Genomic DNA, 19,203 nt, shown 5'->3' on the forward strand with positions numbered 1-19,203 from the left:
TATATTTTACACCTTTTACAGCTTTTAGGAGTCAGTCACCACTCTCAAGATATATAGCAATCCTTCCAGGAGTCGTAATTTTTTTATCCCACCCCAACCCTCCCCGAACCCGCGGAGAAAAAGTAAGAAATTCACAAGTGATGCGAGAATTGCTATATGGAGTCAATTTAAAATCTCAAATAGACTAACTTGCTTTAAATTCCTTTAAGGAGCGATCGCCAATCCCGACAGCGTTTCAGATAAATGCGAGCTACCTGATCGCTGGGATTTGTTCGCAAACACTCTTCAAATAATTTTCCCGCTTCTCGGAATTCCTTGCGATCGCACAGTAACATAGCTTCATTATATACAGGCAAATTTGCTAGCTTTGCCGACAAACTTTCCGGCGGATCTGCATCAAATACCTCATAGACTACGACATATTGAGATTTTCCTTTTACCTGTACTTTATCCACAATCCTAATTGCATAATCCTTCGGATTTCGCAACCGTTCTAAAGTCTGCTGAGAAATTAACAAAGGTACGCCGTAATCTTTGGTCAGTCCTTCAATGCGAGATGCTAAATTAACAGCATCGCTAATCACAGTGCTGTCCATTCGGCTTTTACCCCCGACTGTCCCCAGCATCAAAGAACCCGAATTGATGCCAATGCCAATTTGAATCGGGACGTAGCCGACACCTTGACGGTATTCGTTGTAATTTCTGAGGATATTTAGCATTGCAATACCCGCTTTCACTGCATCATCTGCAAAGTCACTAAACAAAGCCATAATTGCATCGCCAATGTATTTGTCAATAAACCCGTTATTGCTAGTAATCGCAGGCTCCATCCGCGAAAGGTAAGCATTGATAAATTTAAAATTTTCTTGGGGAGTCATAGTTTCTGAAAGCGTCGTGAAGTCGCGAATATCCGAAAATAACACCGACATCTCCTGCTGCACTTGGTCGCCTAAATGGACATCTATAATACTTTCATATCCCAACAAATTTAGAAATTGGTGCGGCACAAATCTACCGTAGGCATCAGTTAACTCGGATTCGGCATCCAGGGATTTTTCTAGATTTTGATTGAGGTCAAATAGTTTCTTAATAAATAAATGGCGATCGGCTTCAGCTTCTTTGCGTTCCGTGACATCTTGAAAAACTGCGATCGCAAAAGCAACTTTGCCACCCTCGTCAAAAATTGGTGTTCCCCAAATCTCAAGGGGAACTTTCTTGTAGGGTTGATGAATTTCCAGATTTTCTGCCGTCGCGTTTTCGCCCCTCAAAGCTCGGACGATGGGCAAATTCTCGAAAGGGTAAATAGTCTCAGTTCCCGCAATATAAATTTGATAAATTTCTGACAAATCCTCAACTGCATTTAAGGGCAAAACTCCTTGGCCGAGTAACTGCTGTCCGGCGTGATTTATGTAGTAAGGTCGGCCTTGAGAATCCAGCACGAGCACACCTATAGGAATCGCTTCGAGAAATTGAGCCAGCTTGATTTCGCCTTCGCGCACGGCCTCGAATGCGCGAGAGCGTAACTCAGTTTCAACCGTATCGGAATGTTCAGCAGTAGTTTCCAGCAAGATTTCCAGATCCGCTTTTTCCTCCTTCAAGTCTTCCACTTGCTGGCGCAATCTTTCTATCTCTAAAAGTAGCTGTTCTCTAGATGGTTGTTCTTCCAGCATAACTCGAGAATTTGCGCCTCGACTAACAAAAAATTGCTTAACATCTCGCACCCTAAAATTAATCGTATTTTTATAGAAATTCCAACTGCAAACCAGGCATCAGGCGCTGAAAATTCCTCAAAGATTTACCGTGCCAAGCTATGCTTTGAGAGCCTTGCACCGCCATTTGCACCCTGGCTGTTTTGCGGATCTCGATAATAAACTTCGATAGCATATTGATACCAGAACTGTTCAAAAATTCTAACTGCTGCAAATTGAGGGTAATTTTTGTCGGTTCCAAGTCGGCAACTTTGGTCAGAAACTGCGCTATCGGCGCGTACTCTGCAGGCCCGCTCAGCCTTAGAGATCCAATAAAACTCACGGTTGCCGTTGCTGGATCGTAACAGATCTGGTAATCTTCTGTATTAATTTCCATAGCCACAAAAAAAAGTCCCTTAGATATTATCGATCGCTAGCGTTGGTTATACTGTTAATTGCACCATAGTTGTCACCGCAATTACTTCGGGGTCTTTGTGCACGGTCTGGAATTTCCAGCCAAGTTTGGCGGTATAATCGGTGAGCATGGTCAACAAACCCAATCCAGAATTCGTACAGGTTTCGTCAGCAGCATTTTTTTCTAACCGCTGAATGTAAAGTTCGCTTGGCTCCGAGGTCAGTAACTGGTGAATGTAAGCCTGAAACTTGTCCACCGCTTGCGGAGAGATGCTGTTAGCAACTGAGAAAATCACTCCGTCGCTCTCTAATTGCAGTTTAATATCGATCGGGTACTCCGAGGTTTCATCATTAAACTTCATGGCATTTTCCAATAACTCGTTGGCAATGTAGCTAACAGCGCTTTTTATTTCAGCTTGTCTTTCAATTGTCGAGGGTTCATCTTGGTTTCCCGGAAAAAAAGTCGTCAGGTAGTCAGCCATAAAATCCGCCGACAAACCGTTGTTACGCCACCGCTGCTTGAGAGGAATCGAACTCGGAGAAAATCCAATTATTAAGTATTCTTGGCTAGCGGGCTGCTCTATGAAATCGCCTAAAATCTGAATCATATCAATGTGAGACCTAAAGTTTGAGATGACGGACATCACTGAATATATTTTAAACTTTAGAAGGGAGATCCAAGTAGTTATTTTTGTTTTAGTACCAGCAATGTGATGTCATCAAAAACTTTTTGTTCGCCGATATGCGATCGCACGTCCTTAATTACAGCGTGTCTAATTTCGGTAGCCGAACGCTGCCAATTAATCTCTATTACCTCTATTAACCTATCTAAACCATAAAGCAGTTCATCCATATTTTGAGCTTCCGTAATTCCGTCAGTGTACAGCACAACCACATCTCCTGAACGCAAATGCACAATTTTCTCTGCAACAAATTCAGCAATATCTGCATCCAGCCCGATCGGGAAACCCAAATCGATTGTATCAAACCTCTCTACACAACCGTTACACCGCACAACAATCATTTCTTCGTGCTGGCCGCTCAACTTCAGCATCCCCTCCTCATAGTCTAGCAAGGCAAGGCTAGCATTTTTATCGGATTTCATCCGCTGCACGTTATCGTAAATTACACTATTAATAGCACTTAAAAATTTCACCGGATCGGATTCATTATAGGCGAGCAAAGTTCGGACAGCGGTTTGAACCATAATCATTAAAACGCCGCTCTCCAATCCGTGTCCGGTAACATCGCCAATGCCGATTTTTACTCTACCTTTGTGCTGGAGTACGTCGTAATAGTCGCCCCCCACTTCCTCAGCAGCCTCCATAAATCCCGCAATATCTAAGCCGACAACTTCCTTAAGTTCTCGCTCTTTTGGCAGCAGCATCTGCTGAATCTTCCGAGTAACGTCTAGTTCAGCGCTCATTCGCATATTTTCAGCTTTTAGGCGATCGTTGAGAACAGTAATTTCTTGATTTGCAGCAACTAAGGCATCGGCAATCTTGTTAAACGCACCCACAACTTGCCCCAATTCATCTCTGTTATCCAAAATAATTTTATGGGTAAAATTGCCATCAGCCATCTTTTTTGATGTTTCGTCAAGAACAAATACAGTTTGCATCACTGCCCTGTAAAAAGACACAAATAGATAAATGACTATAGCTAATATTATCAACACTAAAATAATAATTAATTGTTTTTTAGTAACAAAAGCAGCAATCCGATACTGAAGAAGAAAATTTAACTCATTTACCGTTTTATCTCCGAGTTTAAAACTTGTATTTAAAGCCAAATTGCTGCCAGTGATGTAGGCGTAATATTTTAGTGATACACTTTGATATATTGTTTGATCTAGTTGCTTAGTTAGCTGCTTAACCAGAGAGTTAAATTTTATTAAATCCTCTGTTAATGCCGAGCGCAGATTCCCCTGATGATTATTGCTAAATGCTACCTCCATATTAATTGCCAAATCATCATTGATTTCTCTCAATCGGCTGGAAAGAGTAATTAGTTGCGCTCTTTCTTCTGGTGTAGCATCGGCACGCAGGCTGATTTTTTGAGAAATAAGCCTAATCTCTGACAAAATTTTTTCCATTTCTGGAAGCTGACGCAAAGTAGCATTTATTAAATAATAGGTATCCAAATCTGGGTCTGAAATCAGATTGGAAGTATCGCCGACGCGAGCACTCAGTCTATCAATGTCTGTAGCTAAACGTTGATAGACAAAATCGTAAGTTTCTAAACTCCACTGGCTGCGGCGAAGTTTAAAATTTTGCCAATCTTGATAAATCTTATTAAAATTTTCACTGGACATTAATATATTTCCGAGCTGGCTATCTGTATTGGCTAGGGTTTGAAAGTTCTTGTCTATCTTGGCTTCTAAATCGTTTCGGCCTTCTGAAGTGCTTAAATTAGGATTTAAAATCTGATAATTTAACAGTTGAAGTTTCGGTATGTATTCCCTCAACTGGCGCAGCGATCGCAGGTATTCATTACCGTAGATTTCTTTTTGAGTAAAATCGACCCTGCTGTTGATTTCTGAAATCAACAGGTACATGACCAAGGTTAAGGGTATTGCAAATAGAAAACCGATCAGGAGAAATTTTTGAGGATAACTCAGCCGATTCATTAAATGGATTGCCAGGGATTTCCTGTTCATAATGGATAGATGTCAACAAAATTATACTCAAAAAGTAGCCTTTGCTACTAAAATAGTTGCGAGGACGCTCGCTCGATAAAACCACAATACTAATACAATTAATCAGCGATAGCTGATTTAATTTCTAATGCGTTTTCGTCCTGTTGCAACAAATTTTGAGGCATCCCTGTGATATCCTTGGCTCAGCTCGCCTCCCACAGTCTAAAACACGTTTAGCAGTTTTGGAACGCAGAATAGTAATTTGTACTGAGAGTTGGGGGCAGGATTAGAGGCTTTTAAGAATATTTACTTAAGCATAAATTTTTCTTAATACCCTGAGACAAAAAGTAAAAATTAAGTAATAACTGGGTAGTGCAACTTTCCCGAAACACAACTGCCGGCAGCGAGTAGGAAATACTTGCGCCGCACCAGCAACCAGCAGTCAAGTCGGTTCTGCACAAAGGAACCAATAGCACCAGCAATAGTGTCTAAATCAGTATCTGCAGTTGAGTGTCCAGGAGCGATCGCGCATTGTGTAAAGTGAGGCAGAGGGCGTATGATGAAAAGAATCTCCAACAATAGTTTTCAAAAAAATAAAAACCGAGACCAAAAGCAGCCCAATCCTGTAATCTTGGCTTTGGTGCTGACAGGAATTCTGGTATGGGAAATGTATCCGGCGCTAAGACACACCGCAGCCGCTAACGCGGGCGCTCTCAAAGATTCCCTTGCCCAGTTGGAAAGGCAACCGCCGCAAACCGCGCAGCAATTTTCCTTAGCCGCGGTGCCCCAAAAAATCAGCTATTCGGTATTGGCACTAAATAGTCTAACTTCGGAACCGGGAAATTTGACCGAGGGTACGCGCAAAAATCCCCCGAAGCAATTGCCCGCAACCGTAGCAGAAGCAGTTCGCCGAGAGTTGTCGGACTCCACTGGCATTGCTGCTGACAAGTTGAAAGTAACTGAATCGAGCGGACAAAGTTGGCCGAATACTTGTTTAGGACTCTCGAAAGCGGATGAAATTTGCGGTCAAATGATTGTTGAAGGTTGGCGGGTTGTGGTTTCTGATGGTAGGCAAACTTGGGTTTACCGTACTAATGCTAGGGGAAATATCTTGCGTTTGGAAAAAAAGTTAGCTAAGTAAATGTACCCCTGGGAAATGAAATATAAGTTTCCTTTTGGAACAGGCTTTCCGGCCTGTTCCACAAAGAGTGAATTTTCTTGTGGGTGGTTTCTTGTGGGCTTCTGGGAACAGGCTTTCCGGCCTGTTCCACAAAGAGTGAGTTTTTTTTGTGGGTGGTTTCTTGTGGGCTTCTGGGAACAGGCTTTCCGGCCTGTTCCACAAAGAGTGAGTTTTTTTGTGGGTGGTTTCTTGTGGGGAGTAGGGGTTGGGCTTCTAGCCCGCCCCTTGCTTTAATTTGGGACTTGGTTTCTTTCGATGATGCCGCCGCCCAACAGCACGTCTCCGTCATACCAAACAGCCGCTTGTCCGGGGGTAATGCTCAACTGCGGTTCGTCAAAAATCAACTTAACTCTTGTACCGCCGACTTTTTCCTCTGGCTGGGAGGATTCTACAGGAATAATTGTAGCCGGGACGGGTTGCGATCGATATCGAATCTGTACCTGAGCCCGAATCGGAGCCATCGGCGCAGCCACAGAAACCCAATTCACTTTCTGGACTGTACATTCAGATTCTACTGCCAACTGTCGATCGCCCACAATTACCCGATTGCCAGCAGCATCGAGTTCAATCACATACAGCGGTTCCGCTGCAGCAATTCCGAGTCCCTTCCGCTGGCCGATGGTGTAGTGGTGCACGCCGTCGTGCTGTCCGAGCACCCGCCCTGACTTGTCCACAATGTCACCCTTTTGCGGCGCAATGTACTTATCCAGAAAAGCCCGCATCGAACCGTTACTTTCCACCAAGCACAAATCCTGACTTTCCGGCTTATCAGCAGTTGTCAATCCAAATTCCGCCGCAATTCTGCGAGTTTCTGTCTTGGTAATTTCCCCCAAAGGAAACTCCGTACCCGCCAACAAATCCTGTGTTAGATCATACAGGAAATAAGACTGATCTTTCGCAGGGTCGATCGCCCGCAGCAACTGATAGCGACCCGTAGCAGCATCGTAAGTAATCCGAGCGTAGTGGCCTGTAGCGATTTTTTCAATTCCGAGTTCTTCGCGAGCATACTTAAGCATTGGCCCGAACTTCACAGTTTTATTGCACTGCGAACAAGGCAGAGGCGTAACTCCTGCACTGTAACCCTCCACCAAATAATCAATAATACTTGCCTGAAAGACCTCGCGGCTGTCAACAATGTGGTGGGGAACGCCCAAATCTTCGCAAATTTTAGCTGCATCGACCATTCCCTCAGAGCAGCACTGACCTTTGCCCTTCATCAACCACAGCGTTAAACCCACCACTTCATATCCCTGATGGTGTAAAATTGCGGCTGCTGCGGAACTATCGACCCCGCCGGAGAGGCCTACAACAATCTTGTTCATGATTCTGAGAGAAATTGCTATTTTACTGTGAGTTAGTTCGATCGAGCTAATTTATTATACCACAAAAATACTACAACTGGCCACTGCTGCTGTTAGCTGAAATTTTAGCATTAATATGACCATTCAAAAATTTGTTGTCACCGCCGACCAAATGCGGCAAATAGAAACGAGAATTTTTGCTGCTGGAATGCCAGTCGCAGCTTTAATGGAAAAAGTCGCGGGACTGATTGCTAGACGCATTCAGGAGCTTTTGAAAGCGGAAGGAAGTTCGGCAACGGGCAGTGTACGGGATTTAACGGATAGAAGGAAAAGGGAAGAAGGGAAAAATATTGTTAATTCTCAATTGCCAGTTATCGGCATATTGGTTGGGCCCGGACACAACGGTGGCGATGCTTTGGTTGTTGCCCGCGAATTGCATTTTCAAGGGTTCCAAGTAGTTATTTACTGCCCATTTTCTAAACTCAAAGAACTCACAAAAACTCACGCTGATTATGCGCGTTCTTTAAATATTTCATTTGTTGATAATATTGAAAATCTGACAAACTGCGATTGGCTGGTAGATGGTTTATTTGGATTTGGATTAGAACGAGAAATTACTAACGCTACCGCAGCAGCTATTGACGAAATAAATAATTTAAATATACCAATTTTAAGTATAGACATTCCTTCGGGAATTCATACAGATAGTGGAGAAGTTTTGGGAACGGCTATCCGGGCAAAACATACATTATGTTTGGGTTTGTGGAAAATGGCATTTCTGCAAGACAGAGCGTTAGAATATATCGGCAGTTCAGAATTAATTGATTTTGATATTACCGCAGCAGATATTGCAGCAATATTGGGCGAAACGCCAGCAATACAACGCATTACAAAAGCATCGGCAACTCAGCATTTGCCGTTACCCCGATCGCCAATTTCGCACAAATACACCAACGGTCACTTACTAATTATTGCAGGTTCCCGCCGCTACAGCGGAGCCGCAATTTTGGCAGCATTGGGAGCAAGAGCAAGCGGCATCGGAATGCTGTCAATTGCTGTTCCTGAGTCGATTAAATCGATGTTGAGCAGCCAGTTGCCAGAGGCATTAGTTATAGGATGTCCTGAAACCCACAGCGGTGCAATTAGCCAGTTGCCAGTAGCAATTGATTTGAGTACCTATGATGCGATCGCCGCAGGCCCAGGTCTGACATTGGAAGCCGCAATAGCTGTAGAATCTGTACTGGAGAGCGATCGACCTCTGGTTTTAGATGCTGACGGTTTAAATATCCTCGCTCAACTCGGCACAGTCCCGATTTTGTCCGAACGCCCAGCACTGACAATTATCACGCCTCATCCGGGCGAATTCAAGCGTTTATTTCCCGAATTAGCCGAGCAAACCGGCGATGATCGAATTGCGGCAACTCAAGCAGCAGCTCAGCTTTGCGGTGCAACGATATTGCTCAAAGGAGCCAGAGTTTGCATAAGTTGGAAGGATGAGAACGATTCCCTACGGGATAGCTACGCTTCACGTACCATCACCTACCTCAATCCCGAAAGCACCCCAGCCCTCGCCAGAGGTGGCAGCGGCGACGTTCTCACAGGCTTGTTAGGGGGACTATTAGCAAGTGCGATCGCCCGCAAATCCCCCCCCAAATCAGTTGCTGCAACAGCAGCTTGGTGGCACGCTAAAGCCGGAATCATGGCTGCTAAAGAACGGACGGAATTAGGAGTAGATGCCTTTACTTTGACACAGTATTTAATTCCAGCTTTGCGAGAATTTGCTGAGTAAACAATCGACATGAGTTGGTAGAGTGCGTACCCCCCCATCTTTGTATTGGGTAGGTGTGCACCGCGCACCTTAGCCCTTGGTTTGTATTGACAACGAAAGTCCTCATAAAAACATTACAACTTACATTCCTTACGACAAACCAACGGGTAACTCAAACGAGTGACACTCACATGAGTGACACTCCAAAAAGTGACTGTGCACTCACAAATCCCACCAGTTATACCTGAAATATCAAAGACCAAAACTTAAATCTTGAGAGGAACCACATTATGTACACCGAAGAAAGAAGCTTGAACAATGAAACTATGGCTCTCGTCGCCGATACTACTCCTCAATCAACTCTTGCATTTGCTGCAACCACTGGAGTAAACAAACCCACTTTACAAATGGGTTCAACAGGCCAAGCTGTCAAGGAACTACAACAGCTTCTATATCATTGGGCATATTATTTTGGCCCGATTGACGGTATCTTCGGCGTCCAAGTTCAAAACGCAGTCAAAGGCTATCAACACCGCGTCTTTTTAAAAGAAGATGGGATTGTCGGCCCTATCACTTGGGAAGCACTATACTCTGGTGCACCTGTGAATATGCCGATCGTCATGAAAGGCAGTTCTGGTAATGCTGTTAAAATTGTTCAGAATGTCTTGAAAATCAATGGATACTATTTCGGCTCCATTGACGGATTCTTCGGGGCGATGACAGATGTAGCCGTGCGACAGTTGCAACTCAGCAAGGCTTTACCGCAAGATGGTATTGTCGGCTACAGAACTTGGCACGCCCTCAGCAAGTTACCGCACTAATGACGGGTTGGATTAATATCTATTCCGGTTTTACTCAGAAATGATTGTGGACTGTTGACTGTTGACTGTTGACTGTTGACTCGATTTTATTATTCTGATGCAACCGGAAACGATATCACTTTCAGTAATGGCAAAAAATCGGTAGCTCAATTAGGGATTTAGGCTTTGCCTAAGTCCCTAATTATTGTTAATGGGAAGGCAGCGCACGGTAAGGGCGATTCCCTGCGGGATAGCTTCGCTTCACGCAAATTCTGTTACCGTTCCCGGCAATGAAAAATATTCTCGACTTTTGCGTGTTTTTTGTTAGTATATCCTAGGAAATTGGGAGTCATATCATGTCCAGTCAAGCGACCGCGATTTTTGTAGGGGCCCGTGAGCCAAGCATACCTGCCAATAATTGACAATCTCAAAAACCCGCCCCGACCGGGATATTATGGTTAATAGATCGAAGATGATATCACAATCCGGTTTATTTCCCTTCAGCTTTAGTTGTAAATAGTTGCACTCAGAAAAATATTATTTCGATACTTACCTAACAAGACTTAGGCATGGGGGGCTTATTCCCGGTTTCTACGAAAAATTCCCGGTTTAGTAACGAGAAATCTAGGAATCAACCGGGTTTTTAAGCCAAGCGCACGCAAGTCCCGAACTAGCCTTTGATGAACTTTTCTAATTTTTGAGCCATCTTCTCGACAATTCCCTCTGAAGTATCTGCAGCCGATGATTCAGCTTCAATACGCTTGACCACATCCTCTGAAAGATTCAGCAAATGCACTAATTTTTGATAAGCTGCGGCTTCCTCAGCATTAATTTTTGGTTCATCGGGAGTGCGAGAACTAGAAGAAATCACTTCATAGCCGAGTTGCAGGACTAATTCCTTTTCATCTTGAGTTTCTAGTTGGCAGATCAACTCGTCAAGGGGGATATTTTGCATGACGTAATCCCGAAGTTCTTGTTGCATTTGTTGTCCGTCGGTATCTGGGGCAAACAAACGACAAAAGCGATCGAGCATTAAATTAACTTCTTCTGTCGCGAGTTCGCCGTCAGCCCAGGCCATAGAAGCAACAATTCTCAGCAGATTCATCTGGCGGGGCGTAATTGATGGAGGAGGTGGGGTTTGCATAATCAAAATGGGTAATTGGTAATATCAATTCCGGTGCAACCGGAATTATTGTTGACTGTTGACTGTTGACTGTTAACTGTCAGTCGAAAAACTGAATGATATTTGGGTATTGACTGGTGATTCAATTTTACCAGCAGGATGCTAGCGGAATTGGGACTTGGGAATTGAGCTTGATTCCTTCTTGTCTTTTCTTTCCTGTTCCCCTTCATTTATGTCACAATTTCGATAGAGGAACTCCCAGCCATCCAGTAAAGTTTTGTTTCTGAATCGCGGTGGGCTGTTCCACCGGCACGATCGAGTAACGCGTCGGTCGCGGCGGGGCGAGAGTAACAGGACAAGTCCGCAGTTCGTCTTGGTGAAAAACCGTCACCTCTATTGTGTCCCCCGGCTGATAATCTTTTAGCCTCTCACCCGCTTGTTCTGCATTTACCCGAAAACCTTCGATCGCCAGCAACTCGTCTCCAGCATCAATTCCGGCCAATTGTGCCGGAGATCCTACTTCGACAAATTTAACCATTTCCCGCCCGTTTTCCGTTCCCAACGTCCAACCGATGCGAGGTATTTCGCTAGTTTCACCTGCGGTGAGTTCTAGCCCGAAAGGTTCCAGATACTTGTTGTAAGGCAACTCTTCTGTGCCGTCTATATAGCGCGCAAAAAAGTCGCTCAAATCCATGCCGGCGACGGACTCGATCGCACTTTGCAACTCTTCGGGAGTAAAGCCTATTTCTGCTGGCAGCGAAGGAGAATTTAAGTGTCCATTTGAGGTCAAATGCGCCGGTTTGCCGCCTGTTCCCGACTTCAGGTTTAAATCGCCATTTTGGGCCGAACTAGCATTGCCAAACTGCTGCCACATCAAACGCATCACATCGTCGAGCGATCGCTCATTGCCGTGTTTGGCGCGAATCAACAAATCGAGCAAAAACGACACAACTTCCCCTTTCAAATAATAGGAAATCTGCGAGTTGTCGCTATTAGCATCCCGGCGATAAAGTTTAATCCAAGCATCCCAGCTCGACTCGCTCAGAGGCTGCACGCTCCGCCCCGGAGTCGTCTGCAAGCGAGTAATTTCCTTAGCCATACCTTGGAAAAAACCTTTCACGCTGTAGATACCCGCTCGAAAAGGAATGACCAAATCGTAATAACTGGTAGTGCCTTCAGAGAACCATAAAGAAGGAGTGTAATTTTCTTTTTCGTAGTCAAATACTTCGAGAGCTTTCGGTCGAATGCGCTTGACATTCCACAGGTGAAAAAACTCGTGAGCTACCAACTGAATAAAGCGTTCATACTTTTCCTTAGCCCGAAAACCAAAACGCGGATAGTTGAGAGTGCAACTCTCCTTGTGTTCCAAACCACCAAAACCAGAGCCGGACAAATGCAGGAAAAACACATAGCGTTCGTAAGGCAAACCGCCGAACATTTTTGCCTCGACTTCGATCACTTTTTGGATGTCTCGAATCGTGCGATCGGGTTCTAAATTGCCTTTTCCCCAAACAACTAGCTGGTGGGCTTTTCCCATCACTTCAAACTCGTATACTTCGTGACAGCCAATCTCAAAAGGACTGTCTACGAGAGTGTCAAAATCTGCCGCAGCGAAAGTAAGATTTTCCCCGGAAACAGGCGGCAAAGTAGTAACGGTGCGCCATTCTGGCTGCGGCGGCACAACGGTTATAGTGTAGCAGTTGCTCTCAAAACCGGGCAAGAAAAAGCACAAAGCCGCCGGATTGAAATAACCGTGAGTCGAGTCTAAATGATTGGTTCGCACTGTCAGTTCGTTGGCAAAAATGCGGTAGCGAACCGTGATATCTGACACCGAATCGGTCTCGATTTGCCAGTGATTTTTGCTGAGCTTGCGCCAAGGTAAAGCTTGAGCGCCCGCATGGGAGCTAAAATCTTGCAGGTGGCGGGCGTATTCTCGAACCAAGTAAGAACCGGGAGTCCAGACAGGCATTTTTAAATCCAAAACCGGCTCCGACCAACCTTGCACGCGCAAAGTTACTTCAAACAGGTGGGATTCAGGATTGGGCATCGCCACCGAATATTGAATTGTCGGTGCTGTTAGTTGCCCCTGACGGTTGTCGGCAGCCGACGAGGTATCCTCATAAGTAACATCAGTCATTGACTTGCCAAATTAATCAAGTGCTTGAGGTTGATCAAATGGATAGTTTCGCGGTCTGGATCGATTTTGATCCAACCTTTACTATCGAGTTTTTCCATAATTTTGCTGGTTTCATCTAGGGTGATATCTGTGACATCAGCTAAGTCTTCATAAGGAATATTGAAGATATCTTTGCCCTCAGCAGTTTTCTGACCGTAGTTTTCTGCCAGCTCGACTAAAGTATTTGCTAGTTTAACCGCTGGCTGGCGGTTTCGGAGTTGATAGCGGTGATTGGTTTGGCGGAGTCGCCGCACCATCAGTTGCAGCATCCGGTGGTGCAATTGCGGATCTTTAAACAGGGTTTGGATAAATCGCTGAGCTGTGACGCTGAGAAGTCGCACCGGCGATAGAGCAAGTACGTCATTCGATCGGGGAGATTCGTCCAGAATGGCCATTTCGCCGAAGAAGGCACCCCGTCCTAAAATAGCCATTGATACAGCTCGATCGTTTGACAAGCGCCGGACTTTTACCCAGCCAGACACGACAAAGTAAATCGCGTTGCCCCAAGAATCCTCCATCACCACAGCTCGGCCCGGGGGATACTCATGCTTGACGGCATTTGATAGCAGCCCTCCCAAGGTTTCTGGGTTAGCACCCTTAAATAGAGGGAATAGCTCACTGAAAGCTTCTGTCTTCATGCAAACTCGCGGAGGTGGGAAATATGATTAGGCGACACCCAACAGCTAGGGAACGATCGATGTTTGGGAACACAAACAATCTGTTGCTCCTTTAATTGATGATAAGGGTGCACAGGCCCGCTTCATGTAAAATTGGCAGATTCTTTCATCCTAAACGGTTTTAACAGCCTCTGACTGCCTGTTGAACTTTACCCAACAGAGGTTCTATGTATTCCGGCCAGCCGATCGCGATTGACTGCGTGTGGGCCAGAGTCTCCGGCTCGATCGCATCTTTAGTCCACCTCAGCGGTTGACCTTGCAAGTCGCAACAAACCAATCCGGCTGCTTTTGCTAGAGCCAGAGGGCCGGCGGTATCCCACACTTTAACTCTGCCGTTGAGATACAGGTACAAACCAGCTCGACCGAAGATAACTTCCATCACTTTTAAGCCAAAGCTGCCCAACGAGTAAAATTCTGCTCCGGGGATGCTTTGGGCGATCGCCCGGGCGTAGTTTTTCTGGTCTTTGTCTCCGAGAACAATTTTACAATTTTCCGCTGTCGGAGCCGGCGGTTTGCATAGGGCGATCGGCTGTGGCGCTTGGGCTCCCACAGTTTGGAACAATCCCCAACCTTTGCCACCAAAATACATTTGGTCAAAAGCCGGGGCGTAGAGCCAACCGGCCACCGGTTCCCCCTCAAGCAGCAGCCCCACCATCGAAGCGTAGTGTAGTTTTCCCCGAATAAATTCTTCAGTTCCGTCGAGGGGATCGATGCACCAGAGCCGCTGGTAATTGGCCCCGTAAGCTGCTCTGGAAGCGGCGTTTTCCTCCGTTATCCTGCCGTCTTCAGGAAACAAAGCGCTAAATGCTGCCGATAGTTGTCGGTCTAGGTATTGATCGATACTCGTCACGTAGTCGTTGGGCCCTTTCTCGCAAACTTCAAAAGGTTCGGCTGCGAGCTTGTAAGCTTCTTGACCGCACTCGCGCAGGGTGTAGCGAATTTTTTGGTCTTGCTCTGGAGAAATATACATGAGGTTAAACATAAATTTTTTAGCTAACTTCAGCATAAAAGCTTAAGTCCTTGGAATCGATCGGCGCGTGTCACTGTTTTTGATTCCTACAGGATTTGCACGCAGGTGCCGAGAAACCCAGTTTCCTAACCATCAGCGCCGTTGCTATAGCAATCCTTGCAGGAGTCGTAAAATTTTTACCCCACCCCAACCCTCTCCGAACCCAAGGGGAGGGAGTAAGAAATTTACAAATGATGCGAGGATTGCTATAGTTCACTTTCGTTCACCATTCGAGAACTATCTCTAGGGCGTCGGTACAGTATTAGAAGTTGACAACAAAAGAGATGTATGCAATTACCCCGCCAATGAATTCGACTCTATGCCCGGTTGAATTGGCAAAAGCTTAGATATTCGAGCAATGACATGGAGGTTATGGACAACAGCGACTCGACGTAAATCGAAGAGATTTTTCCTTTGTCCCAGATACCGGGCACGGTTAAGAAAGCCAATGACCAATATGGGCTAGAAAATGCTCAACTGTAGTACGCTTTCTCAAGTCAAGACGACCAGTGGTAGTGGATTGACGCCCTCGCAACTCTTGCATTAAAGCTTCATCAGGATGAATTGATACACTACGTCCTCTTTTACCCACATTCCGCAGATGTGATTATCTTACTGGTATTTTTCAAAAATCAAAGCCATAAAGCTTTTTTTAGTCTAACTATTTTAACTTTAATTTCTATTTTTTATGAAAATTATTAGACAATATCTCAAGTTGAATCCCGTTTTTTTTCTGTGACAATAACTGGCTCAATTTATCAGACAATATACTCCAATAAATCCACAGTTTTTTTGACCAAGATAATTATTATCTTGGTCAAAATTTATTGGCTCGACAAGTATCTCAATTTGACTTCAAATCTCCCTGATTAAATAATCAGATAATATTGACGACAGACTGTCCCTAAACAAGAGAGAATTTTTCGATGTTCTATCGTTAAATTGCTCACTTGCTTGTGTCCATTAACCGTTATCAAATGTACGGCCTGAAATACCTGAAATATCCAGCGCATAGTCGGTTTATTTGTTAATTTTTTCACCTGATTATTGACCAAAATTCCTGAATATTTTAATTCTTGTCTTAGCTTTCTTTGTGCTAGGGTATAGACTAACAAACACAGTCCCATTATCATGGCAATTGCTTCTACTCTCTGAGGATTTTTTACGAAGACACTTGAAGTAAAAAACAACGGGTCTTTCAGGAATCTAAATCCTCTTTCTGTCGATTGTTGGGCTTTGTATTCTTTGAGTACGCTCTCATTACTCAATTCATTCTTGTCGATAATATTTGTTCCTAAAATAAATCGACCTGCTTGAGTTTTTTCAGCTTCAATTACTTCTAATTTAGTCTCTAATTCACCTGTTACTCGATAAGTGATTTGAGTGGGCATTGCCAATTTACTGGGTCTACCTGATTGCCCATATTCGGCTGTTTTTTGATATTCAATATTGTTGATTTTATGATATTTGAATTAATTTGACAATTTTTCGAGAGCCATTTTAGCATCGGGTTCACAAGCAAAATTTGGCTGGGATAGGTTGCGTAGAGAGGTTGATGCTTTTTCTTTTTGTTTTTCTACTTGCTTATTTATTTGTTCAATACTTGATTTTTTTATCGCTTCACTTTCTACGATTAACCATCTTTGCTTGACTTCTCCATAATCACTTTCTTTTTCGACCATTTTATATCCTGATATTTCACTCTCTGTCCATTGGTGAGCTTCGATATTTAATATTTTATCCTGAGCCATTTTTATAGTTAAAGGAACTCTAGTTATCCATTTCATTCCTCTCATAGCGATGATATTATCTTTGGTATATAAGGCACTATCTGCTACATTTACACCTGCAAACTTCCAGGAGTTTTTGAATTCTTTTAATCGCTCTACAAATACACTTTTGTCATCGATATTTCCTGAGTCTATTTTTAAAGATAATGGTACATCTCCATCTCCTGTACAAATCATGTCAATAATAAATTGCTTGAGGTCTGGTCGATGAGCCCTCGAATATCCATGTTTGAGTTCTATGGTTTTCATCTCTGATTTATGCGATGATTCTTGAATTTTCACTTCTGACTCAATTTTGACTGAATTGACTCCTTTTTCTGACGGCTTTGCGTACTCCCCATGTACATACATTGAAGTTCCATCCCAATGAATGCTATTCATTTTTACTTGAAATTTTTCGGCAGCTTTTATAGCGATTGTTGTAAATAGTTGTGTTGTGCCTGCTGCATAATATTTGTCTAAGGCTCTGGCTAATCGGTCATCATTTAAATGTGATGGTAATACTCCTTCTCCAATCAGATGTTCTGTTGCTTTGCCGACAAAAAATTGTTCAAATAAGTATAAAGGGGCGCTCAAAAATCCTAATCCATTCAAAATCATTGCTTTCATTACTTGTCCGGGAGTTAGGAGTTCTTTTTCTTTGATACCGATTTGTTTATTCAATACTCCGGACAGTTTTTGAGACCGAGGCTGAAACCCTCATTCTACCGTTAGCATTTGACCTCACTGAGAAGGCTGAAACCCGCATTCTGCCGTTAGTGATTGAAAACTGTCCGGACTATTGTTTATTCACTAATTCTACGAGTTCCATTTCATCGATAATTCCCGCTATTATTCCTAAATGATCGATGTTGAGGACTTTTATTGCGACCGGGGGCTGATTCATGATTTTTTACACCTGTGTTCCTGACTCTATTATATACTTTTAGCAATACGTGAAACCGTTGCTATATATTGATTACATGGCTTTATGCCTCCCTATTTAAAACTATTAAATTTGTCTAAATATCTGCGGAATGTGGGCTTTTACTATTTGTGCAGTCGGATCTCAGAGGACAAATTGCACATTCACTCGGAGGAAAATGAACAACTTTTCCCGGTTCAAATGGGATACTTACTTGATTGGGACAACTCATTAAATGCGTATCCCAATCCAGGAAAAAGGAATTTTTATCAAATCGGCCAGAATTTCTGACAGGCCTGGCCTTGCAAAATATCTTTAATTGGTCATCCCGCTGTGTGACCCAATGACTAGATAAATAAGCCCGGTCAATATGTAACTCAGTTAGGTGAATATTTTGGAGTCTTAAGTCACGTTCTAGGTCAAGTGTAGCAGCAGATTCGGGAGTATTTGCGCTCCTTCAATGCCAATGCACAAACTACACCGCTATCTAAATCTTTAAGAATGTGGCGTTTATACCCATCTAGAACTTACGCATTGACAAAAATCACAAATATGCTTACTCTAGTTGAGAGATGCGCGAAGAAAGGTACAAAACCATCCGACAACTGACAAAGCCATCCACGGCGGTTTGCCACCTTGACATATATACTTTGTTTCTACTAGCCGATCCCAAGTATAGTGGCTGCTGCCGTTTGGCAGAAATCCTTGAAAATGTCTCCCATGACAGCATCAATCGTTTCCTTTTACAGGAACGATACGATCCCAAGGATTTATTTGAAATGGTAAAAACAAAGATTTAACTCGTAGGAGGAATCTTAAGTGGTGACGATACGCTGATAGAAAAACCTTATTCAGCTCCGGATAAAGCTGATTTAATTGGATATTATAGGTCGGGAGTTCACCACCGACCTATAAAAGGGATCAACCTGATTACACTCTACTATACTGACCCGACTGGCCTATCAGTTCCTGTTAATTATCGCATCTATGATAAACGGGAGGGAAAAACTAAAAATCAATATTTAAGAGAAATGATAGCTGAGGTGGAATCCTGGGGCTTAACCCCAAAATTTGTGACAGGAGATAGTTGGTACTCAAGTCGAGAAAATCTCCAGTTCTTAAAAAACAAGGAGCTGGGCTTTTTGATGGGAGTCGCTAAAAATAGAAAAGTCTGCATCCAGTCTGGACAATGGGTTCAAGTCAGTACACTTGATATTCCTCCTGATGGGTTAGTCGTTCATCTCAAGCAATTTGGCCAGGTAAGGTTGTATAAAAAATCCTTCAAAAAACAGGGGGAGAGATATTATATTATATTCCTGCCAAAACTTGACGAATTATCCCAATTGACTCAACAGGACTTCAAGGAAATTCACTCCATTCATTGGGGCATAGAAACGTATCATAGAGCTGTCAAACAAGTGTGTGGTATCGGACGGTTTATGGTTAGACAATCCCCGGCGATTTGCACTCATATTTTCTGTGCAATTAGAGCCTTTACCCAGTTGGAACTAATGCGAGCTGAAGACTTAATAGAAAATTGGTATGAAATCCAAAGAAATCTTTACTTAAAAATAGCCCGTGACTTTATTGTTTCACACTTGTCCGAGAAAGTCAACAGTCATACACATAGTTCGTTTTCTGTCAATGCGTAAGTCCTACCATCTATTTTTTTAGAGCGGCTTTTGGGTCCATGCCGCATATCTGGGTCCTCAATAGAAATGCGACGATATGCGGC

Annotated in this window: 12 protein-coding genes and 4 pseudogenes; 4 read left to right on the plus strand and 12 right to left on the minus strand. The window is 43.6% G+C overall.

The window, feature by feature from the left end; all coding sequences use genetic code 11:
• Positions 1-194: 194 nt before the first annotated feature.
• The 4 genes from QUB24_RS28245 to QUB24_RS28260 form a co-directional block, all read right to left on the minus strand.
• Positions 195-1,670: an adenylate/guanylate cyclase domain-containing protein gene (locus QUB24_RS28245; RefSeq protein ID WP_333156913.1), complete on the minus strand. Its 1,476-nt coding sequence runs from the start codon at positions 1,668-1,670 to the stop codon at positions 195-197.
• Positions 1,671-1,740: 70 nt separating this feature from the next.
• Complete coding sequence (locus QUB24_RS28250) at positions 1,741-2,085, minus strand: slr1659 superfamily regulator (RefSeq protein WP_333156933.1); 345 nt, start codon at positions 2,083-2,085, stop codon at positions 1,741-1,743.
• A 46-nt stretch (positions 2,086-2,131) separates the two neighbouring features.
• The gene (locus tag QUB24_RS28255; RefSeq protein WP_333156914.1) at positions 2,132-2,710 is read right to left on the minus strand and encodes a DUF6272 family protein; all 579 of its coding nucleotides are present in this window, start codon (positions 2,708-2,710) and stop codon (positions 2,132-2,134) included.
• A 77-nt stretch (positions 2,711-2,787) separates the two neighbouring features.
• The gene (locus tag QUB24_RS28260) at positions 2,788-4,761 is read right to left on the minus strand and encodes a SpoIIE family protein phosphatase (RefSeq protein ID WP_333156916.1); all 1,974 of its coding nucleotides are present in this window, start codon (positions 4,759-4,761) and stop codon (positions 2,788-2,790) included.
• A gap of 535 nt (positions 4,762-5,296) precedes the next feature.
• Here QUB24_RS28260 and QUB24_RS28265 point away from each other — a divergent pair.
• Positions 5,297-5,881, plus strand: coding sequence for a hypothetical protein (locus QUB24_RS28265; protein ID WP_333156917.1), 585 nt, complete (start codon positions 5,297-5,299; stop codon positions 5,879-5,881).
• Between the two features lie 269 nt (positions 5,882-6,150).
• Here QUB24_RS28265 and mnmA read toward each other — a convergent pair whose 3' ends face one another.
• A complete protein-coding gene (mnmA, locus tag QUB24_RS28270; protein ID WP_333156919.1) occupies positions 6,151-7,242 on the minus strand; it encodes a tRNA 2-thiouridine(34) synthase MnmA in 1,092 nt (363 codons plus the stop codon).
• A 115-nt stretch (positions 7,243-7,357) separates the two neighbouring features.
• Here mnmA and QUB24_RS28275 point away from each other — a divergent pair, with 115 nt between their 5' ends.
• Positions 7,358-9,010 (plus strand): NAD(P)H-hydrate dehydratase, encoded by a 1,653-nt coding sequence (locus QUB24_RS28275; RefSeq protein WP_333156920.1) that lies wholly within the window; start codon positions 7,358-7,360, stop codon positions 9,008-9,010.
• Between the two features lie 269 nt (positions 9,011-9,279).
• On the plus strand, positions 9,280-9,810 hold the full coding sequence (locus QUB24_RS28280) for a peptidoglycan-binding protein (protein WP_333156922.1): 531 nt from the start codon (positions 9,280-9,282) through the stop codon (positions 9,808-9,810).
• A 649-nt stretch (positions 9,811-10,459) separates the two neighbouring features.
• On the opposite strand, the gene QUB24_RS28285 is transcribed toward QUB24_RS28280, so the two are convergent.
• The 7 genes and pseudogenes from QUB24_RS28285 to QUB24_RS28315 form a co-directional block, all read right to left on the minus strand.
• Positions 10,460-10,933 carry a TerB family tellurite resistance protein gene (locus QUB24_RS28285; RefSeq protein ID WP_333156923.1) on the minus strand — a complete coding sequence of 158 codons (474 nt, stop codon included), beginning with the start codon at positions 10,931-10,933 and terminating at the stop codon, positions 10,460-10,462.
• A gap of 214 nt (positions 10,934-11,147) precedes the next feature.
• Positions 11,148-13,049 carry a M61 family metallopeptidase gene (locus QUB24_RS28290; RefSeq protein ID WP_333156925.1) on the minus strand — a complete coding sequence of 634 codons (1,902 nt, stop codon included), beginning with the start codon at positions 13,047-13,049 and terminating at the stop codon, positions 11,148-11,150.
• Positions 13,046-13,726 (minus strand): Crp/Fnr family transcriptional regulator, encoded by a 681-nt coding sequence (locus QUB24_RS28295; RefSeq protein ID WP_333156927.1) that lies wholly within the window; start codon positions 13,724-13,726, stop codon positions 13,046-13,048. The genes QUB24_RS28290 and QUB24_RS28295 overlap by 4 nt, the downstream gene beginning before the upstream one ends.
• 160 nt (positions 13,727-13,886) lie before the next feature.
• Positions 13,887-14,747 carry an inositol monophosphatase family protein gene (locus tag QUB24_RS28300; protein ID WP_333156928.1) on the minus strand — a complete coding sequence of 287 codons (861 nt, stop codon included), beginning with the start codon at positions 14,745-14,747 and terminating at the stop codon, positions 13,887-13,889.
• A gap of 321 nt (positions 14,748-15,068) precedes the next feature.
• Positions 15,069-15,357, minus strand: a pseudogene (locus QUB24_RS28305) (transposase); the annotation flags it as partial.
• A 286-nt stretch (positions 15,358-15,643) separates the two neighbouring features.
• Positions 15,644-17,231: pseudogene (locus tag QUB24_RS28310) on the minus strand (IS1634 family transposase); the annotation flags it as partial.
• Positions 17,232-17,360: 129 nt separating this feature from the next.
• Positions 17,361-17,450 (minus strand): annotated as a pseudogene (locus tag QUB24_RS28315) (hypothetical protein); the annotation flags it as partial.
• 614 nt (positions 17,451-18,064) lie between these two features.
• Between QUB24_RS28315 and QUB24_RS28320 the strand changes: the two are divergent.
• Positions 18,065-19,120, plus strand: a pseudogene (locus QUB24_RS28320) (IS701 family transposase).
• Positions 19,121-19,203 lie beyond the last annotated feature (83 nt).

Origin of the sequence: Microcoleus sp. B9-D4 (assembly GCF_036705105.1) — a bacterium.
In the GTDB taxonomy this organism is placed as follows: domain Bacteria; phylum Cyanobacteriota; class Cyanobacteriia; order Cyanobacteriales; family Microcoleaceae; genus Microcoleus.